The following is a 22,945-nucleotide window of genomic DNA, read 5'->3' on the forward strand; positions in this document are numbered from 1 at the left end:
CCTACTTCCTCACGAAGGGGGAGTAGGTCGGTGTTGACGGGCTCGCCTGGATGTCGAGCTGGAGCGCCGAGATGAGCATCTGCGACCCGATCATGAGCGGCAGGGCGGCGAGCATCACGGTGGCGGCGGTCGCCACCACGGACGCGGCGATCTGGAAGCACACCCAGATGGCCACGCCGAGCCCGAAGACGAAGAGGACCATCCCGAGCGACAGCAGCAGCGCGATCGGGGAGAACGACCACAGCACGTAGCGGTACCAGATCCGTCTCCAGAAGCCTCTCGTCAGCAGCGAGATCAACTCGGGGATCACCTGGCCGAGCCGGATGCTGGACACCTCCTCGCCGTAGACGGCGGGGATCGGGACGTCGACGGCGGGCACCTGGAGGATGTTCAGGTGGATGAGCAGATCGTTCTCGAACGAGTAGCGCCGGGCGACGTTCTCGAGCGGGAGCCGCTTCAGCACCTCCGTCCGGATGGCGGTGTAGCCGTTCTGAGGGTCGAAGAGGTGCCAGTAGCCGGAGGCGAGCTTTGTCATGAACGACAGCACGATGTTGCCGAAGATGCGGTACCGGGGCATGCCGCGGAACGACTCGGGAGCGAAGAACCGGTTGGCCTTCGCGAAGCCGTAGCCCTCCGTCGTGACGTGGTCGAGCAGGGCCGGGAGGTACGCGGGATCCATCTGCGCATCGCCCGCCATGATGACGTTGACGTCGGCGCCGAGCTCCATGGCGGCCTTGTGCCCCGTGATGATCGCTCCGCCGACGCCCTGGTTCTCCTCGTGCCGGATCAGGGTGACGCGCGGGTCGGAGTGGGCCGCGACGACCGCGCTCGTGTTGTCCGGGCTGTGGTCGTCGACGATGACGATGTCGTCGACGAACTCCGGCATGGTGTCGATGACCACGGAGATCATCTTCTCTTCCTTGTAGGCAGGCACCACCGCGGCGATCCGCGCTCCGTTGTACATCTCAGTCCTCTCGGGCGGTCGGGGCCGCCGCGGTCGTCCGCCGCGGCGCGGCGAAGACCCAATACCGGTAAGCGAAGTAGTTCCAGATCGTCGTCACGCAGGTGGCGATGATCTTCCCGCCCGCCCAGCTCAGCGGCGACGTGTCCACGACGGCGACGATCACGGCGGTCGCGATCGTGTTCACGGCGACCAGCGTCGTGTACTTGAGGAGCGCCGGCCCGTGCGGGACCTGCGAGCCGAAGGAGAACACCCGCTGGATCGTGTACGTGAACGCGAAGCTGATGATGAAGGCGAGGCCGGCGGCCAGCCAGGTCGCGATGCCGAGAACCTCGTGGAACAGGGCGAGCAGGCCGAAGTCGACGAGGAAGGCGAGTCCGCCGGCGATGAGGTACCTGACCACGGAGTGATCGAAGAAGGCGCGGAAGCCGCTCCTCCGCCGTGGTGCCTCCTCGCTGCCCGGGAGGCCGCTCATGCCTGCAGGACGGGGCGCCGAGCGATGACCTGGTCGATCACGCGGTGCGCCGGGAGGAAGCTCGCGCGCTCCGCCGCCGCGTCGACCCGGCCGTCGATGACGTCGAGGAAGCGGACGAACTGGGTCGTCAGCGGCTCCTGCGAGCTCACGAGCTCCGGGATCTCGATGACCGTCTGCTGCCGGTAGCCCCGGCCCTCGTCGACCGAGTTCTCGGAGACGTGGCGGTACACCGTCACATCGCGGCGCAGCAGGTCGACCTCGATGAGGCGCTCGCGCTCGTAGATGGAGAGCTGACGGATCTTGCGCTGTCCGACCCGGCTGGCGGACACGTGGGCGATCGCGCCGCCCGGGAAATCGAGGATCGTCTCGGCGACGTCCTCGGCGTCGGCGAGCGAGTCCGGGTGGAAGTGGCCGAGTCGCGACTCGACGCCGGTCGGGGCGCTCCCGATGATGCCGATCGCGAGGTCGACGTCGTGGACGAGGAGGTCCCACGCCACACCGGTCCGGATGCGCTGAGCGTACGGCGAATGGCGGGTCGCGGTGACGTGCAGCGGCTCGGCCATGAGCTCGCGAGCCGTCATGACCGCGGGGTTGTAGCGCTCGAGCAGACCGCACATGAACGGCAGGTCCTTCGCGTCGGCGAGGGCCAGGATCTCCTCGGTGCGGAGGAGGTCGTCGGCGACGGGCTTCTCGATGAGGAGGGGCGTGTCCTGCGACAGGACCTGCATCGCGAGCGGGTAGTGCGCCTCGGTCGCCGCGGCCACGACGACGCCGTCGATCTCGGCGAGGTCGGGCAGCTCCGGCGCCCAGCTGGCGCCGAACCGGTCGGCGACGGCTCGGCCGACGGACTCGCGCGGGTCGACGAGGACGGCGAGGTCGGCGTCCGCCGACTGCGCGATCACGCGGGCATGGTGGCTTCCCATGGTGCCCGCGCCGACGAGGGCGATGCGCTTCGTGGTCATGCTCCTGCAATCTTGCGAACGGCAGCGACGATGGCCGACAGGTCGTCGTCGCTCAGCGCATTGTGGACGGGGAGGGAGATCACCTGGCGGGCGACCTGGTCGGCGACCGGCGCCTCGGTGCGGCGGACGCGCGGGTGGTCGCGGTAGGCGTCGTAGTCCCAGAGGAGGCGCGGGTAGTAGACGCCCGCTCCGACGCCTTCGCCGTGCAGCGCCTCCACGAACTGGTCGCGGCCGACGCGGGCCTCGTCGGTGACCCGGATCGTGAACTGGTGCCACACGTGAGAGCGGCCGTCGAGCTCACGGGGCGCGACGACGCCGGGGACGCCCTCGAGTCCTTCGATCAGGCGTGCGGCGTTGCGCTTGCGCGCCTCCACGATGGAGGCGTAGCGCGCGAGCTGGGGGAGAGCCAGGGCCGCCTGCAGGTCGGTGAGCCGGTAGTTGTGGCCGGCCATCTCGTACGCGTAGCGGGCACGCATGCCCTGGTTGCGGAGCACGCGGAGGCGGTCGGCGAGCGCGTCGTCGTCCGTCGTGATGATGCCGCCCTCGCCGGTCGTGAGGTTCTTGGTGGCGTAGAGCGAGAACGACCCGAGGCCGAAGCTGCCGGCGGCACGCCCCTGATAGGTCGCCCCGTGCGACTGCGCGGAGTCCTCGAGGATGCGCAGCCCCTTCTCGGTCGCCAGCTCGGCGATCGGGGCCATGTCGGCCATCTGGCCGTACAGGTGGACCGGGAGCAGGACCTTCGTGTTCGGGCCGACGGCCCGGCGCACGGACTCCGGGTCGAGGTTGAAGTCGTCGAGGGTGATGTCGGCGAAGGTGGCCGTCGCGCCGCTCTCGAGGATCGCGTTGAGCGTCGCCACGAAGGTGAACGGAGACGTCACGACCTCGTCTCCGGGTTCGAGGTCGAGCACCTCCAGCGCCGCCACGAGGGCCGTCGTCCCGTTGTTGACCGCGATGGCGTGCGGGACGCCGTGCATCCGGGCGAATTCTTCTTCCAGCCGGGCGACCTTCGGTCCCTGGGCGATGGATCCGGAGCGGAGGACGTCGAGGACCTCGCGCTCCTCGTCGGCGCCGAACTTCACGGTCGTGATGGGAATCATTGAGCCTCGTGTGTTTATAGTGCAGAGTGCTGATCGGAAAGTATGCGCTGCCACTTTACCTTGTCTCTCCTGACGGGCGGGGCCGCGCGTGACCGGCGGCAGCAATTCGATCCACCCGACCGCCCAGCTCTCGGGAGACGTCGTGCTCGGCGAGGGGAACACGATCGGGCCGTTCGTCGTGATCACGGGACCCGTCACGATCGGCGACGACAACTGGTTCGGTGCCGGCGTCGTGATCGGTGCCCCGCCCGAGGTCCGGAGCTGGCCGCACCCGCGCGCCGACGCGCCCTCCGACGGCAACGGCGTCGCGATCGGGAGCGGCAACGTCATCCGCGAGTACGCGCAGGTGCACCAGGGCTGGCACGACGTGACGACCATCGGGGACCGGGCGTTCATCATGAACCAGTCGTACGTGGCGCACGACTGCCGGCTCGGCGACGACGTCACGCTCGCCTCGAGCGTGCTCCTCGCGGGCCACGTCCGGATCGCGGACGGGGCGAACCTCGGGCTCGCCGTCGCCGTGCACCAGCGTCGCTACGTCGGCCGCGGCGCGATGGTCGGGATGGGTGCCGTCGTCACGCACGACGTGCCTCCGTGGGCCAAGGCGTTCGGGAACCCCGCTCGCGTCCGGGGAGCCAACTCGATCGGCATGGAGCGCGCAGGCATCCCCGCCGACGCCATCCGCGAGGTCGCGACCGCGTACGAAGCGGGTGCGGACTCCCCGGAGGCGTTCAGTCACCCTGCGCTGGCGGTCGCCTCCTCGGAGTGGACGGGGCGACCGGGCCGCGCCTCCTGACGCGGCCCGGTCACCCGGTCACCCGAAGATCTGCCAGCCCGATCCGGCGACCACCGCGCCGGCGAGCCCCGGCACGTTCGCGACGCCGGCGGCGTTCGTGCTCGGGTAGTACAGCAGCGCGCCGTCCGTCCGCACGCCGAGCAGGTCGCCCGTCCGGCCCGGTGACTTGTCGCCGGTACCGGTCACCGTCGAGAAGATCGTCCAGCCCGAGCCGATGAGGGTCGCAGGAGCGAGCGTCACGGTGCCGCCGGTTCCCGTGCCTGCGGAGATCCAGAGGGTCCCGTCGGGGCGCTGCGCGACGACGTCGGCCTTGCCGTCCCCGTTCGAGTCGCCGGTCGTGTCGATCGCCGAGTAGGCGTTCCACCCGCTCCCGATGACGACGGGGGACGCCAGCCACGCGGTGGAGGACGGCGTCTGGCGGATACCGCGGTACAGGCGCAGCGTCCCATCCGTCGCCTTCGCCAGGATGTCCGCGATTCCGTCGCCGTCGAAGTCGCCCAGAGACAGCGAGGTGAAGGCGTTCCAGCCGCCGGAGCCGATCCGGATGCCCGCCCCGTAGGCGGCCGGCGAGGCCGGGTTCACGACACCCGTCCCGGGATAGAGCCAGAGGCTCCCGTCCCCGTACACGGCGACGAGGTCGGGCCGGCCGTCGCCATTGAGGTCGCCGCCGCCGATCACGCGGGTGAAGCCGTTCCAGCCCCACCCGATCCTGATCCCGGCCTGGTAGCTGCGGTTCACGCCGCCGCTCGAGCCGTTGCCCGCATAGAACCAGAGGGTCCCGTCGCTCGCGGTGGCCACGATGTCCGGAGTCCCGTCACCGTTGGTGTCGCCCGCTCCGATGACCCGGTTGAACACGGTCCAGCCCGAGCCGACCGTCTGGGGAGCGCCGAACGGAGCCGCGACGGACATCGTCCCCGCGTAGAAGTCGAGCTCTCCCGACCCCGTGCGCGCGAGGAGGTCCGGGCGTCCGTCGCCGTTCGCGTCGCCGCCCGCGATGAGGAGATCCGAGGCCGCCAGGCCCGAGGCGCTCACCGGCGTGCCCGACTGATAGCCCGCCGAGGACCCCCGGTAGAGCCACAGCGAGCCGTCGGTCCGCAGGGCCAGCAGGTCGTCCCAGCCGTCCCCGCTCAGGTCGCCGACGCCGACGACCTGGGAGAAGATGTTCCAGGAGGTGCCGACCTGCGGCCCGTTCACGAATCCCGTGCTCCCGGATCCGACCTGGCCCGTCCCCGGATACAGCCAGAGCGTGCCGTCCGGTTTGCGGCCGAGCAGGTCGGGGCGGTGATCGCCGTTCACGTCTCCGGCGGCGATGACGTCGGTGAACATGTCCCAGCCGGAGCTGAGAGCGATCCCCGCGCCGAAGAGGGGCGCGCCTCCGCTGGTGGTCCCGGTCACCGGATAGAAGACGAGCGTGCCGTCTCTCCGGCGCCCGAGGAGGTCGGGCTTCCCGTCGCCGTTGAGATCGCCGGGCGCGATGATGTCGTCGAAGATGTCCCAGCCGGAGCCGACCTGCACCCCGGCGGCGTATCCCGCCGAGTTCCCGCTCGCTCCCGTGCCCGCGTAGAACCAGAGCGATCCGTCGGGCTTGCGTGCGAGGATGTCAGGCTTGCCGTCGCCGTTGAGGTCCCCGGCGCCGATCACCGGCTGGGCCAGCGCCTGGCCGGTTAGCGCCAGCTGCAGCAGGGCGGCCGTGCCTCCGTTGAAGACGTCCTGGTCACCCGGGAACACACCGGCGTCCGCCCATTGCCACATCGTGTAGGTGCCCCATCCGGCGGGCATCGCTCCGGGGCCGTTGGAGATGTTGCTGGGGTAGCGCGCGATGAACAGCGGATTGGCTCCGAACGCGGGGCTGTTCCCGGTGCACTGCGTCCACCAGCCGGTGGTCGTGTAGATCGCCGGGTAGCGGCCGACCCGCTGATAGACGGTGTTCGAGAAATCGGCGATCCAGGCGACCATCGCCCCCGCCGACAGCCCGTAACAGGTGTTCGTGCCGTCCGTCGAGGTGTACGGGTCGTATTCGATGTCGAGCAGCGGGGGGAGCGTGCGGCCGTCCTTGGACCAGCCGCCGCCGTTGTTCACGAAGAAGTTCGCCTGCGCGGCGCCCGAGCTCGCGTTGGGCACGGCGAAGTGATAGGCGCCGCGGGTCAGGCCTGCCGCGTAAGAGCCGTTGTACTGGAGGGCGAACTGGCTGCTCGTGTAGTCGGTCGACTCGGTCGCCTTCACGTAAGCGAACTTTGCGCCGTTGGCGGCCACCTGGTTCCAGTCGATGTTCGTCTGCCAGCCGCTGACGTCGAGGCCGGGCAGCCCGGGAGGAGCGAGGCTCGGCGACGCCACCGCCTTCTGCGAGACGGGCCGCGGCTCGTACTGCTGGACGGTCGACCCCATAGCGTGGTCGTGAGCGGCGTTCTGCGTGGCCAGGTCCGGATCCGCGTTGACACTGGGGGAAGCGGGCTTCGGCGACGTCGGGCTGGAGGTCGTCGCCGGCGTGGGGGATGCCGGCGCCGTGGTCGGCGACGTGGCCGTAGCCGCGGCGGCTGCGGGCTCACCGGCCCACAGGGGCAGGCCGCCGGCGACGACGATGGCGGCAAGCGGGACCACGGCCAGAGCGGCCCGGAAGCGTGTGATTTTGGGCATCGGAAGACTCTCCGTTCGGACGGCCCGTCGAGCCCCGGTCGGAGGGCGGACGCGCAGGTCGATGCTAGCGGGCCGCTGCCTCCCGCGAGTCGACCTGGATGGCGCGTGTTTCCCGTTGGTACTGTTGGGGCTCCACACTGGGAGGTTTCTGTGAGGATTCGTAGGTCCGTCCTGGTGATGCTGGCTGCCGTCCTGTGCGTCGCGCCGGCCATCGCCGGTTCCCCGCTGCCCGCGTCCGCTGCGCCGGCTCCGTCGCCCGGGATCGGCAGACCGTCGCCGACGCCCGCGCCGCTCCCCGGCCTGGCGGGGAAGGCGCACCGGCGGGTCTGCACCACGCCTCTTCCGCACCGGGCAGCGTGCCTCGCCGAGGTGGTGGAGGGGGTCGCGACGCCCGCCGTCACCGGCGGGGCGCCCGTCGGCTTCGGGCCGGCGGACCTGCGTGCCGCCTACGCTCTGCCCGCCACAGGAGGCGCCGGAGCAACGGTAGCGGTCATCGACGCGTACGATCTGCCCTCGGCGGAGTCGGATCTGGCCGCCTACCGGTCGCAGTACGGCCTCCCCGCCTGCACGAGCGCGAACGGATGCTTCCGCAAAGTGGACCAGCGCGGCGGCTCCGCGCTGCCCGCGGTCGACCCGGGACTCTCCTGGGGGCCCGAGACGGCGATCGACATCGAGATGGTCGCGGCGGCCTGCCCGAATTGCCGGATCCTGCTCGTCGAGGCGGACGACGCCTCCGTGGCGAACCTCGGAGCGGCCGCGGACACCGCCGTCCAGCTGGGGGCGCGGTACATGACGAACTCGTACGGCGTTGCCGACACGACGGCGGACCTCAGTGCCTACGAGCCCCACTACGACCACCCCGGTGTCGTCGTCACCGCGGCGAGCGGCGACAACGGACAGGGCACGCAGTTCCCCGCCAGTTCGCAGTACGTGACCGCCGTCGGGGGAACGACGCTCTCGCGGGCGTCCGGCACCGCGCGAGGCTGGACCGAGGCCGCCTGGAGCGGATCGGGCAGCGGGTGCAGCCCCTACAGCCCGAAACCCGCTTGGCAGACCGACACCGGCTGTGCAAGCCGGACGGTGTCCGACATCTCGGCGGTCGCCGATCCGTCGACGGGAGTCGCGGGGTACGGACCGGTGCCGGGCACGGCGTCGCCCTCCGTGTGGCAGGTGTTCGGAGGGACGAGCGTCGCCTCCCCTCTGATCGCCGGGATGTACGCCCTGGCGGGTACGCCGGCCACCGGGACCTTCCCCGCCTCCTACCCGTACGCGCACCCGAAGGCGCTCAACGACATCGTCCAGGGGAGCACCGGGACCGGGTGCACTCCCGCCTACGCGTGCACCGCCGGTCCGGGCTATGACGGACCGACGGGACTGGGGAGCCCGAACGGCGTGTCGGCGCTCGCCGCGCCCGGAGCTGCTGCTCCGCCCTCGGCTCCCTTGCCGCCGGTGCAGAACGACTTCAACTCCGACTCGACGTCCGACGTGCTCGCGCGCGCACCCGGAGGGGCTCTGCTCCTCTACCGCGGCGACGGGCACGGGGGATGGCGCGTCCCAACCTCGAGCCAGGTCGGTTCGGGCTGGGACGGGATGACCGCCATCGTCTCTCCCGGCGACTTCGACGGCGACGGGCACAACGACGTCCTGGCACGCGACGCCTCGGGTGCGTTCTGGCTCTACCCCGGTGACGGTGCCGGCGGGTGGTTCCCCCGGCGGCAGGTCGGCTCCGGCTGGAACATCATGACCACGATCCTGGCCGCGCACGACTTCTCCGGCCGCGGCACCGCCGACATCCTCGCCGTCGACGGGTCGGGCACGCTGTGGCTCTACCCGGGCGACGGGCACGGCAGCTGGCGGTCGCCCCAGGCGGTGGGCTCGGGCTGGGGCGTGATGTCCGCCGTCGTGGGGATCGAGGACTTCGACGGCGACGGCGCGCCGGACGTCCTGGCCCGCGACTCGGCGGGGCGCCTCTGGCTCTACGCTCACACGAGCGCGGGATGGAAGGCCCCCGTGGTGGTCGGGACAGGCTGGAACATCATGTCGGCGGTGATCTCCGTCGGAGACTTCGACGGCGACGGACACGACGACATCCTCGGGAGAACGACCTCGGGCGCCCTCATCCTGTATCCGGGGAACGGCCGCTCGAGCTGGCTCGCTGCCCGCCAGGTCGGGTCGGGCTGGCAGGGGATGACCTGGCTCGGGTAGCGCGAGGCGGTGCCGCTAAGCCGGCTTGCCGCTGTGGTCGCGCTGCGCCAGCCGCACCCGCCAGCTCATCCCCTGCGACGCCTTCACGGCGCACACGACCACGAGCAGCCATCCCGCCTCGACGAGGATCGATGATTCGAACACGCTCGTCACGAGCAGCGCGACCATGACGAGGGGGGCCCAGACGTACACCACGCTCCGCCGGTTCGCGCCGAGCAGCCACGAGCGCCCGAACGCCAGGGCGAGCAGGCCCACGAACAGGATGAGTCCGATCAGCCCGACCTGGAGGTAGACGTCGAGGTAGGCGTTGAGGCCGTTCGCATGGGCGACGCCCGAGTTCAGGTTGATGGCGTCGAACGGGTAGAGGTCGACCGGCCACGACCCGACCCATCCCCAGCCCTGGAGCGTGTTCACCGGGATGAGCTCCCAGATCTGGATCCACAGCCGGTAGCGCACCTGGAAGTCGGCGCGGGCGTTCAGCAGGTCGATGACACGCGTGCGGTACACCCAGGCGAGCACCAGGGAGGCGACGAGCACGACGGCGAGCCCGGCCTCCGCGTACCGGCGCGGCCCCGGCCCGAGCTTGCGCAGCCCGTAGAGCGCGAGCGTCGCGAGCCCCACGAAGACGGACACGGCCGCGATGACCGGGGAGTGCGCGAGCAGGATGCAGAGCACCGAGAGGGTGATCGAGAACGCGGCGAGCGGCGGTCGCACCGATCGGGTGCGCAGCTCCACCAGGAACGTGACGAAGGCGATGAGGGCCACGATGCTGAGCTGGTTGCGGGTGCCGAAGATGCCCTGGATCGGGCCGCCCTGCGCGATGTTGCCCTGGATGCCGAGGAAGGCGATCGGGAGATCGAGCAGGAGGCCGCTCAGCACCTCCAGGGCGAGCGACGCGACGAGCAGGGTGCGCAGCACGTCGCCGACCACGCGGACGATCTGGATGGCGTCGCGGACGAGGGCGATGTAGATCCCGAGGAAGGCGAACACGACCTGGTAGGCGAAGCCTCCGATGGACGCCCAGGCGTAGCTGCTCCAGACGATGGAGACGCCGCACCACCCCACGAACACGAGGATCGAGATCGGCAGCAGCCCGTGCCATTCGACGAGCCGCCACTGAGCTGCGAACGATATCGCGGCGAGCACGACGAGCGCGGCGAGGGCCCCGATCAGTCCGGGCCAGCCCATCACGGACCGGATCGCGTGCGTCGAGAACGCCACCCCGACCGAGAGCACGGCGACAGCCGAGTTGAACCGGGCTGAGCCGAGGAACTCGGTCACCGCGGACGGGACCAGGGCTCGACGGGGCTGTGCCATGCTCAAATCCTACGCAGGGCCCCTCTTGGTCTTCACGGCGAGCACGACGAGGAGCGCCCAGCCGCCCTCGATCAAGATGCGGCTCTCGGCGAGGCTCTGGGCGAGCAGCGCGGCCAGGAGGAGCAGCGGCAGGAGCGTCAGGGCCGTGAACGGGCGCTCGTCGTCGATGCCGAACCGCGGCCGGTCTACGGCTCCGAACCACGACCGCCACAGGGTCCCGAGCACGAGGAGGCCGAACACGACGACGCCCACGACGCCGAGCTGCAGCCAGACGTCCAGCCACGCGTTGTGCGCCTGCAGGTACACGACTCCGCCGCGTTCGGCCAGGTGCTGGAACGGCTCGACCCAGGGCGCCCAGTAGCTGACCCAGCCCCAGCCGAACACGGGCCGCTCCTGCGCGAGGCCGATCACCTTCTGCCAGATGTCGAGGCGTCCGGTGAGGTCCTCGCTCTTCCCGAACAGGGCCGGGATGCGCGACGCGAAAAGGGAGACGAGCACGATCACCGCGACGAGCAGAGCCGCCGCCGTCGCATAGACCGGCCGTCTCCGCGCGGGGCCGGCGCGCCGGGTCCAGAGCGCGAACCCGAGCACCGCTCCCGTGACGAGCAGCGCGACGATCACGGTGGAGGAACGCGTCAGTGCCAGCGTGACAGCCGCAACCACGAGCCACACGATCACCGACCCCCGGCGGAACACCCGATCGGCCAGTTGCACGCCGAACACGATCAAGGAGAGCAGCGCGATCATGGCCAGGATGTTGCTGTTCCCGACGATGCCCTGGATCGGACCTCCGTGGAAGAGCAGGTCGCGGCTCCAGTAGAAAGCCGCCGGGTGCTTGCCCGGGGACATGGGGATCGCCGGTGTGACCGGGAGCACCGGGTGCCGCACGAACAGCGCCACGACGAGCTCGAACAGGAGGGAGAGGCCCAGGATCCAGCGGAAGGCGTTGGACAGCGCTGTGAGAAGGGACGACCAGCTCAGGCACAGGGCGAGGAACAGGCCGCCGGCCGTCGTGGCGAGCTGGGCCAGCACACCGAGCGCGGAGGCGCCGGGATAGGCCGACCAGGCGACCGAGACGACCGCGAGTGCCAGGAACGCGACGAGCGTCTTGGGCGTGGTGCGCCAGCGCAGGGAGGGGCGCGAGCGGACGAGCAGCACGACGGTCCCCACGGCGAGCACCCCGGCGACGACGAAGTACCCGGGCCAGCTGATCAGGTCGCGGAAGAAGTCGCCGGCGAACAGCGTGAACAGCACGAGGGAGGCGAACACCGAGGTGCCCGTGCCGGTGGTCGCCCGCGCGGCGTCGACGGTGACGGGCGACGGCGTGCGGGGCGTGATCACCCGGGAAGAATATCCGACCCGGCCCGTCCTGGCGGGGCGACTGGCGCGGGTCACCGGTTGGGCGTCGCGACGAAGACGGTGCCGTCGCCGGAGACCGCTACGGCGCCCTCGTCGGCCGTGATGACCGCGGCCTCGCCGCGCGCCAGCCGCGTCTCGCCGTGCGCGCCGCGCAGCCGCACCTCCCCGGCGGTGACGAGTGCGATCGCCGTGCCCGGGAGGGGAAGCGCGACCTCGGCGGCGTCCGCTCCGACGGTCACGTGGTCGAGCGCGAAGTCGGGCACGTCCGGCCGGAAGACCTCGAGCCCCGGGGCGGGGCGCTCGGGCTCGAGCCGGTCCGCCTCGATGGGCGTGAAGTCGAGCACGCGGACGAGTTCCGGCACGTCGACCCGCTTCGGGGTCAGGCCCCCTCGCAGCACGTTGTCCGAGGCGGCCATCAGCTCGATGCCGAGCCCCTGCAGGTAGGCGTGGATGTTGCCGGCGGGGAGGTACAGCACCTCGCCGGGCCGGAGCGTCGCGCGGTTGAGCAGGAGGGCCAGGACGATTCCCGGGTCGCCGGGGAAGGCCTCGGCGAGCAGGCGCACCGTGCTGGCGTCGCGGTCGTCCGGAAGTGCGGCAGCAGCTTCCACCACGGCCGCGACGAGCTCGGGGACGGCCGGGTCGCCTCCCAGAAGCCACTCGGTGGCCTCGCGGAGCACGCGAGACGCGTCGCCGCGCAGCGTCGCCGCGAACCGCGCGATGCGGTCGTCGCCCGACACGGAAGCCAGGCGCGCCAGCGCGGCAGCGCTCACGGCGGGGTCGCGGAAGCCGCACAGCGCCTCGAACGGGTCGCTCAGCGCGAAGATCAGCTCGGGCTTGTGAAACGGGTCCTTGTAGTTGCGCTCCGCCGAGTCGGCGGGGAGACCCGCCGCGTTCTCGCGCTCGAACCCCTCGCGCGCCTGCTCGGGCGACGGGTGCGCCTGGAGCGAAAGAGGCCGGTCGGCCGCGAGCACCTTGAGGAGGTACGGCAGACCGGCCGTGCGCTCCCACGCCGCCAGGTCGGCCGCCCCTCCCGTCAGCGACGGATCGAGCACGCGCGCCGGGGAGCCGGGGTGCGAGCCGAGCCAGAGCTCGGCCTCCGGTCCGCCGCTCGCGGGCGATCCGAGCAGGCCGGCGATGGCGGTGGCCGATCCCCAGGCGTAGTCGCGCGGCGTGTTGCCGATGGGCACAAACATCCTGGGGCTTCCCTTCGATCCGGTTAGACCAAACTACCAATCGCTTTGGGAGCGGCCCGCTGCCTCCCTAGGGTGAGAGACGCCCGACACCCGTCACCCGATGCACTGGAGCAGCCATGGCCTTCGAGACCCTCGCCAGCGACTTCTACGGTTTCGAGGACCTCCTCACCGATCGCGAGAAGGACTTCCTCGCCGAACTCCGCGCGGCGCTCGAGGCGGATGTGAAGCCCATCGTCAACGAGTACTGGGAGCGCGCCGAGTTCCCGCACCAGATCGTCGAGGTGCTGCACGGTAAGGGGGCCATCGGCCTGGGCTTCCCGGAGACCGCCCCGTTCGAGAACTCGGCCGTGTTCCGGGGCTGGGTCGCCCTCGAGCTCGCCCGCGTGGACGCGTCCGTGAGCACCTACGTCGGCGTGCAGAACGGACTCGCCCTCGGCGCCATCGGCGTCTGCGGCTCGGACGAGCAGCGCGCCGAATGGCTCCCGAAGCTCGCGAGCGGGGAGGTGCTGGGCGCGTTCGGCCTCACCGAACCGCAGTCCGGCTCCGACTCGGCGCAGGGCCTCCGCACCATCGCGACACGTCGCGGGGACGACTGGGTGCTGAACGGCTCCAAACGCTGGATCGGGAACGCGACGTTCAGCGACATCACCGTCATCTGGGCGAAGAGCGCCGAGGACGGGCAGGTCAAGGGCTTCATCGTCCCGACGGACACCCCCGGCTACACGGCGACCAAGATCGAGGGCAAGCAGTCCCTCCGCATCGTGCAGAACGCCGACATCACGCTGGAGGACGTGGTCGTCCCGGAGGCGCTGCGCCTCCAGAACGCGAACTCGTTCCGCGACACGGCCGCCGTCCTCCGGCTCACCCGGGCCGAGGTCGCCTGGGCCGCCATCGGCGTCGCCGTCGGCGCCTACGAGGCCGCGCTGGCCTATGCGAAGGAGCGCGTCCAGTTCGGCAAGCCGATCGCCTCCCACCAGCTCATCCAGGACCTCCTCGTGAAGTCGATCGGGAACATCACCGCCTCGATCGGGCTCTGCACCCGCGTCTCGCAGATGCTCGACGACGGCGCACAGCGCGATGAGCACTCCGCGCTGGCCAAGGCGTTCGCGACGGCGCGCATGCGGGAGACCGTGGCCTGGTGCCGCGAGGTCATGGGCGGGAACGGGATCGTGCTCGACTACGACGTCGCGCGCTTCTTCGCCGACGCGGAGGCGCTCTACTCGTACGAGGGCACCCGTGAGATGAACACGCTCATCGTGGGGCGGGCGATCACCGGGCAGGCCGCCTTCGTCTGAGGCCGATAGGGTTTCCCCTGTCTGTGACCGAACGACAGGAGGTTCCCGGGTGGCTTGGTTGGTGACCGGCGGCGCCGGATACATCGGAGCGCACGTCGTGCGCGCGTTCCGCGACGAGGGCATCGACGTCGTCGTCGTGGACGATCTGTCGAGCGGCCACGAGGAGTTCGTGCCGGCCGACGTGCCGTTCTATCGCGGGACCATCCTCGACGGGGCCCTGCTCGAGCACGTCTTCGCTGAGAACCGCATCAGCGGCGTGGTGCACGTCGCCGGGTTCAAGTACGCCGGCGTTTCGGTGCAGCGCCCGCTCCACACCTACGAGCAGAACGTGACCGGCACCGCCGTGCTCCTCGCGACCATGCAGGAGGCCGGCGTCGACGCGGTGGTGTTCTCGTCCTCAGCGGCCGTCTACGGCACGCCGCCGACGGACACCGTCACGGAGGCGACGCCCAAGAACCCCGAGTCGCCCTACGGCGAGTCCAAGCTGATCGGGGAGTGGCTCCTGCGCGACCAGGGCGTCGCGGCAGGCCTCCGGCACACGTCCCTGCGCTACTTCAACGTCGTCGGGTCGGGCGACCCCTCCCTCCGCGACACCAGCCCGCACAACCTCTTCCCGCTCGTGTTCGACGCGCTCGCGGAGGGGCGCACGCCACGGATCAACGGGAACGACTACCCGACCCCGGACGGGACCTGCGTCCGCGACTACATCCACGTCGCCGACCTCGCGGTCTCGCACGTCGCCGCCGCGAAGCGGCTCGACGCCGGCGAGCCGATCGAGCCGGTCTACAACCTCGGCAGCGGCGACGGCGTGTCGGTGGGCGAGATCATGTCGACGGTCGCCTCCGTGACTGGCATCGTTTTCACCCCAGAAGTGGGGCCTCGACGGCCGGGCGACCCGGCGAGGATCGTTGCTTCCGGAGAGCTCGCAGCCCGCGATCTCGACTGGAAGATGCGCCACACCCTCGACGACATGGTGCGCAGCGCCTGGGAAGCACGGCAGGCGGCGTCCTGACACCGTCTCGGCCGCGGGGGTAGAACGGTCGGGCGTGTCGCGATTGTTGCCGAACCTCGGCGCGTCGCGAACTCTCGACCAGCGGTCCAGGCTTTACGATTCGCGACTTGACCTTTGCGAATCACAAGGATGTAATTACTTGCAGGGACGCGAGCCTCGCGTTGCATCGCAGTACATGGGTGGGGAGACCGATATGACAGTTCCGGAATATCGTTCTGGGGTACCCGACGATTGGTTCATCGACCCCGTCCGTCTCGGTGTCCCCGGTGTCCGGTCGGTCGAGGTCGACGAGGACAACCCGCTCTCCTGGCAGTCGGACGCGCTGTGCGCCCAGACCGACCCGGAGGCCTTCTTCCCCGAGAAGGGCGGATCCACCCGCGACGCGAAGCGCATCTGCTCCTCGTGCGAGGTCCGCTCGCAGTGCCTCGACTACGCTCTGGCGAACGACGAGCGCTTCGGCATCTGGGGCGGCCTCTCGGAGCGCGAGCGCCGCAAGCTCCGCAAGCGCGCGGGCTGACACCCCTCGGCTGGATCGCGAATGGCGCGCCGCGCCCGGCGCAAAGCCCGGATCCGCGTGCGGCCGACCTAGGCTGACACCCGATGTATCCGAGAGTCACCGCCGTCGTCGTCGCCCACAGCGGCGGCACCCGCCTGCAGCGCACTCTCGACGCCCTCGCCGCCCAGACCCGCCGCCCGGACGCCGTGATCGCCGTCGACTGCGCCTCCACCGACGATGCCGCCCGGCTCCTGTCGGAGTCCGGTCCCACCCAGCTCCTCAGCATTCCCGAGCGGCTCCCGTTCGGGGCCGCCGTGGCCGCCGCCGTGCGCGTCCTGCCGCCCGCCGCGTCGGGGGAGGAGCTGCTCTGGCTGCTCGCCCACGACACGGCGCCCGAGCCGGAGGCGCTGGAGGCCCTGCTCGCCGCGCTCGAGGTCTCGCCCTCCGTCGCGGTCGTGGGCCCGAAGCTGCTCGACTGGGACGATCCGGCCTTCATCCGCGAGTTCGGCGAGGCGATGACGCCGTACGGCGCCTCCCTCCCGCTCGTCGAGAACGAACTCGACCAGGCCCAGCACGACGGGCTGAGCGACGTGCTCGCCGTCTCCTCGGCGGGCATGCTCGTGCGACAGGCGCTGTGGGAGAAGCTCGACGGCTTCGACCCCGCCCTCCCCACGGCCGACGACGGCCTCGACTTCTGCACGCGGGCACGGCTCGCGGGCTACCGGGTCACCCTCGTCGCTCAGGCCCGCGTGGCGGTCGGCGGCTCAGGGCTCGCCGGCCCGGACTTCTCCGGCAAGTGGAGCGCGCGCCGTCGGCGCGCGCGGGAGCGCCGCCGCGCCCAGCTGCACCGCCGCATGGCGTACGCGCCCGGCTGGGCGGTGCCCCTCCACTGGCTGAGCCTCGTCCCGCTCGGCATCCTCCGCGCTCTCCTGCGCCTCCTGCGCAAGGAGCCCGGCTCGATGGGAGGCGAACTCGCCGCTGCCTTCCTCGTCGCGTTCTCGGGCATGGCCGTGCCGAACGCCCGCCGGCGCCTGGCCCGGGGCCGCGAGGTCGGGTGGTCGGCGATCGCGCCGCTCCGCATCCCCATGGCCGAGGTCCGGCGCTCGCGCGCGCTGAAGCGCGAAATGGCGCTCGTGTCCCTCCAGGGGGAGCGCCAGGATCTCGAGTTCTTCGCGACCGGAGGCGGCTGGACGGTGTTCGCCGCCCTCGTCATCGGGTTCGGGCTGCTGTTCCCCCTGCTCAGCGGCACGGCGCTCACGGGAGGCGGCATGCTGCCGCTCGACGCGTCCGTCGGACGGCTGTGGCAGGGTCTCGGCTACGGCTGGCGCGACACCGGGCTGGGCTTCACCGGTGCGGCCGACCCCTTCTCGGCCGTCCTCGCGGTCCTCGGGACGCTCACCTTCTGGCAGCCGTCGCAGGCTCTCGTGATCTTCTTCGTGCTGGCGGCGCCGCTCGCGACGCTCGGCGCGTGGCTTGCAGCGGCGCGTCTGACGAGCCGGGGCGTCATCCGCGCGTTCGCGGCGCTTGCCTACGGGCTCGCGCCCACGCTCTTCGTCGCCATCCAGGGCGGCCGGCCCGCTGCGGTGCTCGCGCACGTGCTGCTCCCGTGGCTCTTCTTCGCTGGTCTGGCGGCGCGTCGCTCCTGGTCGACGAGCGCGACGACGGCGCTCCTCGCGGCCGCCACCGCCGCCTGCGCTCCGGTGCTCATCCCGGCGCTCCTCGTCGCGTGGGTCGCCGCCATCGTCTTCGCCGGCCGTCGCGCCGCGCGGATCGTCTTCATCCCCCTCCCCACACTCGTCCTCTTCGCGCCGCTCGTCTGGCAGCAGGCGTCCCGGGGCGCGTGGCTGTCGATCTTCGCGGACCCGGGCCTCCCGGTCGATGCCCGGCACGTCCCCGCGTGGGAGCTTGCCCTCGGCTTGCCCGACGGCGCTCTCGGAGGCTGGCACCTCCTCGCGCAGAGCCTCGGCCTGCCCGCCGCCGCCCCGTCGATCATCGTCCCGATCCTCCTGGCGCCGCTCGGCGTACTAGCTCTCCTCGCGCTGTTCCTCCGAGGGACGGTCCGGGCCATCGTCGCCCTCGCCGTCGCGCTCGCCGGGTTCGTCACCGCGGTCGCGGCACTGCAGCTCCAGGCCGTCAGCCTCGGCTCGGCGGTCGTGCCGATCTGGCCCGGTGCGGCGGTGAGCCTGTACTGGCTCGGGCTGATCGGCGCTGCCGTGGTCGCCCTCTCGGCTCTCGGCCGCGCGGCGGTCTACCCGGCCTGGGCGGCGGTCGTCGCCCTGGCGATGCTCGCCACCCCCTCCGCCATCGCCACGCTGAACCACACCGCCGTCGTCCGCGCGACGGACGGCCGGACGATGCCGGCCGTCGTCACCGCCAAGGCGACCACGCAGCCCCGCACGGGGACGTTGCGGATCACGCCGCAACCGGACGGCGGAATCAGTGCCCTGGTGGTGCGCGGCGCGGGCGCGACCCTCGATCAGCAGTCCACCCTGAGCTCGACGCAGCGCGGGCTGACGTCTCAGCAGAAGGAGCTCGCCACGGTCGCGGGCAACCTTGCCTCCCGAAGCGGGTACGACGCGTCCGCGCGCCTGAAGGAGCTCGGCATCGACTTCGTGCTGCTGGCGCCTCCCGCTCCGGTGCGTGCCGATGCCGTCCCGGCCTCCCCGGCGGCCCCGGCGTCGGCCACGGCCGCGGAGGACGCCGCTCGCGCCGAGGCGACGCGCACGAGGGCGGCCGTCGCGCTGGACGCGAACCCGATCCTCACCGGGGTCGGCTCCACGGGCGACGGCCAGCTGTGGGCCTTCGACCGGGGCACCGCGGCCGTCCCGACCGCCGCGGCGATCCCGGCGGACGCGGGCGGCATCGCGCGACTCATCGTGCTGCTCGTCCAGGCGATCGTCTTCGGTGCCACGCTGCTGCTCGCCATACCGACGACCCGGTCGGCCGACCGGGTCTCCGAGCTCACGGCGCGCAGGCCGCGCCGCCGGGGCGGCGCCGAGCCCGAGGCCGCCGTCGAACCGGACGACGAGCCCGAGGAGACCCCGCCGGGCGAGGGGGGCATCGCCGACGAGACGCTCGACGACTACGACCCGGAGCCCGAACCCGAGCAGGCCGTCGAGTCCAGCGAGGCCGAGGAGGCGGAGCGCGTCAAGGAGTCGGAGGCCGACGGGGCGGGACCGCAGGCGGACGCCGTGGAGGAGCCGCAGGCGGACGCCGTGGAGGAGCCGCAGGCGGACGCCGTGGAGGAGCCGCAGGCGGACGCCGTCGAGGAGGCGCAGGCCGAGCCGTTGGCGGACGCGGACTCCGATCCCGCCACCGGGCGGCGCTACGAGTACGCGGCAGCGCCCGCACACGGCGCACCGACCACCCTCGAGGAGGGGCTGGACGAGACGATCATCCGGGCCCGTCCCGCGAACCAGGGAGAGCGCCGTGGCTGACCGTCGCACCATCGCCCGCATCGGCGTCCGGAGCATCGGCGGGGTGATCGGCGTCGCCGTCGCCGTCGTGGTGGTCGGCGGTGCGAGCCTCCTGCCGTTGCCGACCTTCGCCGTCCCGGCCCCGGCGCAGACCGTCAAGCCGGTGCCCGCCGATCAGCAGCGCGTCTGCCCGGGCTCGGTGCTGGCCCTCGCCGCCGACACCGGCCAAGCGACTCGCCCGAGCGCCCTCGGGCAGCCCACCGTCACGTCGGGGACCGACGGCCCGAAGGCAGCCGCGACCGCCCTCCGGCCCGACGCGGACACCACGTCGTCCAAGCAGGCTCCGGGCGTCCTCACGGTGCAGACGCCCGCCGGCGCCAAGGAACCGCCGCTCTTCGCGGGCAGCCAGGTGCAGACGGTGACCTCGGACGACCTGACCGGCCTCGCCGCCTCCGCGTGCTCGGAGGCGACGGCGGACTCCTGGCTCGTCGCGGGCTCGACATCGCTCGGACAGACGAGCCTCGTCCTCCTCGCGAATCCCACCTCCGTCGACGCGACGGTCGACCTCTCGATCTGGACGGAGACGGGGGCCGTCGACGCGCCCGGCGCGACAGGGATCGTCGTCCCCGCCGGAGCGCAGAAGGTCGTGCCGCTCGCCGGACTCGCCCCGTCGGCTACGGCCCCGGTCGTCCACGTGATCGCCCGCGGCGGACAGGTCGTCGCGACCATGCAGCAGAGCTACGAGCAGGGCATCGAACCGCGTGGCGTCGAGCTCTCGGGTGCGACGAGCGGTCCCTCCCGGACCCAGATCATCCCGGGGCTGACGGTCGCCTCCATGGACGCCGTGCAGGCAGCGCAGTCGGCCGAGGGCGTGAACGTCGACTTCCCGGCCCTGCGGGTCCTGGTTCCCGGCACGGAGGACGCGCAGCTCACCGTCGGAACGGTGGGGGAGGCAGGCACGGCGGTCGGCGACTCCTTCGCGCAGACGGTGAAGGCCGGTTCCGTCGCGGAGCTGCCCCTCCAGCACCTCAAGGACGGCTCCTATACGGTCACGGTCCACTCCTCGGTGCCCGTCGTCGTCGCGGCCAGGACGACCTCGGTCGGCACGAAGAGCCGCGACTTCGCCTGGTTCGGCGCGGCGTTGGAGCTCGGGGACTCGCTCCTCGCGACGATGCCCGGCGGCCCGAACGCGACCCTCCATCTGGCCAACGCCGGTGACTCGGACAAGAAGGTCACCGTGAAGGCGGCGGACGGACACTCGTCGACGCTCACGGTTCCGGCTGAGGGAGGCGCCCCGCTTCGGCTGCCCGGCGGCGCGTACACGCTCACGGGCGCCTCCGGGCTGCGGGGGAGCGTCAGCGTGCAGGACGACGGGGCCGCCTCCTCGTTCGTACTGACGCCGCCCGGCGCGCTGGCCGCGCCGATCGCCGTCTACCCGCGCTGATGCCGGCGGAGGCGCTGACGCCGGCGGAGGCGCGCTGACGCCTCAGAAGTGGCGGAAGCGGTCGGGTGCGAGATCCCACGGGTCCTTGCCGAGGAGCTCGGCCACCGCACGGAAGACGCATCCCTCGATGTACATGCGGCGGTGCAGTTCGTCGTCGCGGTGCAGCTTCGTGAGCCGCTGGATCGGGATCCGGTAGAAGACGATGCGCCTCGCCTGGTGGTCCACGCGCCAGCGATCGACCCCGTCCTGCCCGGAGTTGCCGAGCGGCGTCGCGGCCACCTCGAAGTGCACGTCGGCGAGCTCGTCCGGCCACAGGCCCTTGAGATAGTCCGCGGTGGAGGCGACCGTCATGTCGAAGACGTCGATCCGGTTCTGCAGCATCGGGAGGTGCGGACCGGTCACCGGCCCGCGCGCGCCCCGGCCGTGCCGGCTGCGCCAGCGGCTCGTCGCCGGCGGCTGACTCGCTGGTCGGCGGTTGCGGGGCATGTCGCCATCCTACGTCGGCTGCCGGCAGGTATCCTGACCCCGATGTTGAGCCGCCCCTGTTCCCGTGTCGCGTGCCCGCGCGATGCGGTGGCGACGCTCACCTACGACTACGCGGACTCGATGGCCGTGCTCGGACCGCTGGCGTTGTCGCGCGAGCCGCACGCGTACGACCTCTGCGCCATCCACGCCGAGCGCCTCTCGCCTCCGCTCGGATGGCAGATCGTGCGTCACGAGGTCTTCGGCGGACCTGGCTATCGTTGACGGCATGACGAGTTCCCGCACCATCGACGACATCCGAACCGCACTCGACGCCGTGGTCAAGACGTACGACGTCCGGGGACTCGTCGGCTCCGCGCTGACGGCCGAGGTCGTGACCGCGGTCGGTGCCGCATTCGTCGACGAGATCGGGGCCGCGGGGCAGGAGGTCGTCGTCGGCCACGACATGCGCGACTCGTCGCCGGGGTTCGCCGCCGCGTTCGCGGAGGGCGCTCAGGCACGGGGCGCCGATGTCGTGTCGATCGGTCTGTGCTCCACGGACGAGTCCTACTTCGCCTCCGGGCACCTCCAGGCCGCCGCGGCCATGTTCACGGCGAGCCACAACCCCGCCACCTACAACGGCATCAAACTGTCGCGGGCGGGCGCCCAGGGCATCAGCCGCGACACCGGGCTCGCCGCGATCCGCGACCGCGCCGCCGTCTACCTCGCCGAGGGCGTGACCCCGATCGAGCAGCCGGGAGGCTCCCGGGAGGTCGACGTGCTCGCCGACTACGCCGCCTACCTGCGCGGGCTCGTCGACCTGAGCGCGATCCGTCCCATCAAGGTCGTCGTCGACGCGGGCAACGGCATGGGCGGCCTGACGGTCCCCGCGGTGCTGGGCGAGGCGGCGGGTCTCCCGGCGCTCCCCATCGAGATCGTGCCGCTCTACTTCGAGCTCGACGGCACCTTCCCCAACCACGAGGCGAACCCGCTCGAGCCCGCGAACCTCGTCGACCTGCAGGAGGCGGTGGTCCGGCACGGCGCCGACCTCGGCCTCGCCTTCGACGGCGATGCCGACCGGTGCTTCGTCGTCGACGAGAAGGGGCAGGCCGTCACCCCTTCCGCTGTCGCCGCCATCGTCGCGCTGCGTGAGATCACCCGTGTGCGCGCGGAGGAGCCGGACGCCGACATCGTCGTCATCCATAACCTCATCACCTCGAACATCGTGCCGGAGACCATCGCCGCCGCCGGAGCGACCCCGCATCGCACTCGCGTGGGTCACTCGCTGATCAAGGACGCCATGCGCGAGACCGGCGCCATCTTCGGCGGCGAGCACTCCGCCCACTACTACTTCCGCGACTTCTGGAGCGCCGACAACGGCATGCTCGCCGCCATGCACCTCCTCGCAGAATTCGGCTCGCAGGAGCGCCCGCTGTCCGAGCTGGCGGCCCGCTACAGCCCGTATGCGCTCTCCGGGGAGATCAACTCGACCGTCGACGACGTTCCCGGCGCCTACACGCGCATCGTCGACGCCTTCACCGGCCGCGCGGACTTCGACGAGCTCGACGGCCTCACCGTGACCGGCCTGACCAGCGACGACGAGTCGTTCTGGTGGTTCTCGGTGCGTCCCTCCAACACCGAGCCGCTGCTGCGCCTCAACGTGGAGGCGGGCGACCAGGCCACGATGTCGCGCATCCGCGACGAGGTGCTCGCGCTGATCCGCGGGTAGCGGGCGCTCGCGCGCTGGCGCCCCTCCCCACACCGTTGCAGCCGACATTCGTGCCGAATGTCGCCCATCGACCCCGGCGCGGCAGCATTCGT

At 71.6% G+C, this 22,945-nt stretch carries 18 protein-coding genes; 9 read left to right on the top strand and 9 right to left on the bottom strand.

The features are described from left to right. Position 1: 1 nt before the first annotated feature. Genes FPT20_RS03850 through FPT20_RS03865 form a run of 4 tightly spaced genes read right to left on the bottom strand, consistent with a single transcriptional unit; the run spans position 2 to position 3,495 of the window. Entirely contained in the window at positions 2 to 964 is a 963-nt protein-coding gene (locus FPT20_RS03850) for a glycosyltransferase family 2 protein (RefSeq protein WP_158862763.1), read from the bottom strand. A gap of 1 nt (position 965) precedes the next feature. Then, positions 966 to 1,436 (bottom strand): GtrA family protein, encoded by a 471-nt coding sequence (locus FPT20_RS03855; RefSeq protein WP_158862765.1) that lies wholly within the window; start codon positions 1,434 to 1,436, stop codon positions 966 to 968. Then, positions 1,433 to 2,398 (bottom strand): Gfo/Idh/MocA family protein, encoded by a 966-nt coding sequence (locus tag FPT20_RS03860; RefSeq protein WP_158862767.1) that lies wholly within the window; start codon positions 2,396 to 2,398, stop codon positions 1,433 to 1,435. The genes FPT20_RS03855 and FPT20_RS03860 overlap by 4 nt, the downstream gene beginning before the upstream one ends. Then, positions 2,395 to 3,495 carry a DegT/DnrJ/EryC1/StrS family aminotransferase gene (locus tag FPT20_RS03865; RefSeq protein WP_158862769.1) on the bottom strand — a complete coding sequence of 367 codons (1,101 nt, stop codon included), beginning with the start codon at positions 3,493 to 3,495 and terminating at the stop codon, positions 2,395 to 2,397. The genes FPT20_RS03860 and FPT20_RS03865 overlap by 4 nt, the downstream gene beginning before the upstream one ends. 88 nt (positions 3,496 to 3,583) lie before the next feature. On the opposite strand from FPT20_RS03865, the gene FPT20_RS18100 reads away from it, so the two are divergent. Beyond that, a complete protein-coding gene (locus tag FPT20_RS18100; protein WP_158862771.1) occupies positions 3,584 to 4,291 on the top strand; it encodes an acyl-ACP--UDP-N- acetylglucosamine O-acyltransferase in 708 nt (235 codons plus the stop codon). 18 nt (positions 4,292 to 4,309) lie between these two features. Here FPT20_RS18100 and FPT20_RS03875 read toward each other — a convergent pair whose 3' ends face one another. Then, positions 4,310 to 6,925 carry a GH25 family lysozyme gene (locus FPT20_RS03875; protein WP_158862773.1) on the bottom strand — a complete coding sequence of 872 codons (2,616 nt, stop codon included), beginning with the start codon at positions 6,923 to 6,925 and terminating at the stop codon, positions 4,310 to 4,312. 150 nt (positions 6,926 to 7,075) lie between these two features. Here FPT20_RS03875 and FPT20_RS03880 point away from each other — a divergent pair, with 150 nt between their 5' ends. Then, on the top strand, positions 7,076 to 9,130 hold the full coding sequence (locus tag FPT20_RS03880; RefSeq protein WP_199245660.1) for an FG-GAP-like repeat-containing protein: 2,055 nt from the start codon (positions 7,076 to 7,078) through the stop codon (positions 9,128 to 9,130). A 15-nt stretch (positions 9,131 to 9,145) separates the two neighbouring features. Here FPT20_RS03880 and FPT20_RS03885 read toward each other — a convergent pair whose 3' ends face one another. Genes FPT20_RS03885 through manA form a run of 3 tightly spaced genes read right to left on the bottom strand, consistent with a single transcriptional unit; the run spans position 9,146 to position 12,999 of the window. Then, positions 9,146 to 10,447, bottom strand: coding sequence for an O-antigen ligase family protein (locus FPT20_RS03885; protein ID WP_158862777.1), 1,302 nt, complete (start codon positions 10,445 to 10,447; stop codon positions 9,146 to 9,148). Positions 10,448 to 10,456: 9 nt separating this feature from the next. Further along, complete coding sequence (locus FPT20_RS03890; protein WP_158862779.1) at positions 10,457 to 11,788, bottom strand: O-antigen ligase family protein; 1,332 nt, start codon at positions 11,786 to 11,788, stop codon at positions 10,457 to 10,459. Positions 11,789 to 11,838: 50 nt separating this feature from the next. After that, entirely contained in the window at positions 11,839 to 12,999 is a 1,161-nt protein-coding gene (gene manA / locus FPT20_RS03895) for a mannose-6-phosphate isomerase, class I (protein WP_158862781.1), read from the bottom strand. Between the two features lie 116 nt (positions 13,000 to 13,115). Here manA and FPT20_RS03900 point away from each other — a divergent pair, with 116 nt between their 5' ends. The 5 genes from FPT20_RS03900 (at position 13,116) to FPT20_RS03920 (ending at position 20,662) form a co-directional block, all read left to right on the top strand. After that, the gene (locus tag FPT20_RS03900) at positions 13,116 to 14,294 is read left to right on the top strand and encodes an acyl-CoA dehydrogenase family protein (RefSeq protein ID WP_158862783.1); all 1,179 of its coding nucleotides are present in this window, start codon (positions 13,116 to 13,118) and stop codon (positions 14,292 to 14,294) included. A gap of 49 nt (positions 14,295 to 14,343) precedes the next feature. Next, on the top strand, positions 14,344 to 15,306 hold the full coding sequence (gene galE, locus FPT20_RS03905; RefSeq protein WP_158862785.1) for a UDP-glucose 4-epimerase GalE: 963 nt from the start codon (positions 14,344 to 14,346) through the stop codon (positions 15,304 to 15,306). Between the two features lie 193 nt (positions 15,307 to 15,499). Next, positions 15,500 to 15,823, top strand: coding sequence for a WhiB family transcriptional regulator (locus FPT20_RS03910; protein ID WP_158862787.1), 324 nt, complete (start codon positions 15,500 to 15,502; stop codon positions 15,821 to 15,823). Between the two features lie 83 nt (positions 15,824 to 15,906). Then, positions 15,907 to 19,239 (top strand): glycosyltransferase, encoded by a 3,333-nt coding sequence (locus FPT20_RS03915; protein WP_158862789.1) that lies wholly within the window; start codon positions 15,907 to 15,909, stop codon positions 19,237 to 19,239. Then, positions 19,232 to 20,662 carry a DUF5719 family protein gene (locus FPT20_RS03920; RefSeq protein ID WP_158862791.1) on the top strand — a complete coding sequence of 477 codons (1,431 nt, stop codon included), beginning with the start codon at positions 19,232 to 19,234 and terminating at the stop codon, positions 20,660 to 20,662. The genes FPT20_RS03915 and FPT20_RS03920 overlap by 8 nt, the downstream gene beginning before the upstream one ends. A 42-nt stretch (positions 20,663 to 20,704) precedes the next feature. Here FPT20_RS03920 and FPT20_RS03925 read toward each other — a convergent pair whose 3' ends face one another. Then, positions 20,705 to 21,148, bottom strand: a complete 444-nt coding sequence (locus FPT20_RS03925; protein WP_158862793.1) for a metallopeptidase family protein — start codon at positions 21,146 to 21,148, stop codon at positions 20,705 to 20,707. A gap of 42 nt (positions 21,149 to 21,190) precedes the next feature. Here FPT20_RS03925 and FPT20_RS03930 point away from each other — a divergent pair, with 42 nt between their 5' ends. Continuing rightward, complete coding sequence (locus FPT20_RS03930; protein ID WP_158862795.1) at positions 21,191 to 21,409, top strand: DUF3499 family protein; 219 nt, start codon at positions 21,191 to 21,193, stop codon at positions 21,407 to 21,409. A 4-nt stretch (positions 21,410 to 21,413) separates the two neighbouring features. After that, positions 21,414 to 22,853: a phosphomannomutase/phosphoglucomutase gene (locus FPT20_RS03935; protein WP_158862797.1), complete on the top strand. Its 1,440-nt coding sequence runs from the start codon at positions 21,414 to 21,416 to the stop codon at positions 22,851 to 22,853. Positions 22,854 to 22,945: the final 92 nt, after the last annotated feature.

Origin of the sequence: Leifsonia sp. AG29 (assembly GCF_009765225.1) — a bacterium.
Taxonomy (GTDB): domain Bacteria; phylum Actinomycetota; class Actinomycetes; order Actinomycetales; family Microbacteriaceae; genus Leifsonia.

What these genes read in the sequence shown, in the direction of transcription:
- FPT20_RS03850 (WP_158862763.1), bottom strand. Translation starts at nt 964, where the DNA reads ATGTACAACGGAGCGCGGATCGCCGCGGTGGTGCCTGCCTACAAGGAA.
- manA (WP_158862781.1), bottom strand. Translation starts at nt 12,999, where the DNA reads ATGTTTGTGCCCATCGGCAACACGCCGCGCGACTACGCCTGGGGATCG.
- FPT20_RS03935 (WP_158862797.1), top strand. Translation starts at nt 21,414, where the DNA reads ATGACGAGTTCCCGCACCATCGACGACATCCGAACCGCACTCGACGCC.
- FPT20_RS03885 (WP_158862777.1), bottom strand. Translation starts at nt 10,447, where the DNA reads ATGGCACAGCCCCGTCGAGCCCTGGTCCCGTCCGCGGTGACCGAGTTC.
- FPT20_RS03865 (WP_158862769.1), bottom strand. Translation starts at nt 3,495, where the DNA reads ATGATTCCCATCACGACCGTGAAGTTCGGCGCCGACGAGGAGCGCGAG.
- FPT20_RS03925 (WP_158862793.1), bottom strand. Translation starts at nt 21,148, where the DNA reads ATGCCCCGCAACCGCCGACCAGCGAGTCAGCCGCCGGCGACGAGCCGC.
- FPT20_RS03860 (WP_158862767.1), bottom strand. Translation starts at nt 2,398, where the DNA reads ATGACCACGAAGCGCATCGCCCTCGTCGGCGCGGGCACCATGGGAAGC.
- FPT20_RS03875 (WP_158862773.1), bottom strand. Translation starts at nt 6,925, where the DNA reads ATGCCCAAAATCACACGCTTCCGGGCCGCTCTGGCCGTGGTCCCGCTT.
- FPT20_RS03900 (WP_158862783.1), top strand. Translation starts at nt 13,116, where the DNA reads ATGGCCTTCGAGACCCTCGCCAGCGACTTCTACGGTTTCGAGGACCTC.
- FPT20_RS03910 (WP_158862787.1), top strand. Translation starts at nt 15,500, where the DNA reads ATGACAGTTCCGGAATATCGTTCTGGGGTACCCGACGATTGGTTCATC.
- FPT20_RS03915 (WP_158862789.1), top strand. Translation starts at nt 15,907, where the DNA reads ATGTATCCGAGAGTCACCGCCGTCGTCGTCGCCCACAGCGGCGGCACC.
- FPT20_RS03855 (WP_158862765.1), bottom strand. Translation starts at nt 1,436, where the DNA reads ATGAGCGGCCTCCCGGGCAGCGAGGAGGCACCACGGCGGAGGAGCGGC.
- FPT20_RS03930 (WP_158862795.1), top strand. Translation starts at nt 21,191, where the DNA reads ATGTTGAGCCGCCCCTGTTCCCGTGTCGCGTGCCCGCGCGATGCGGTG.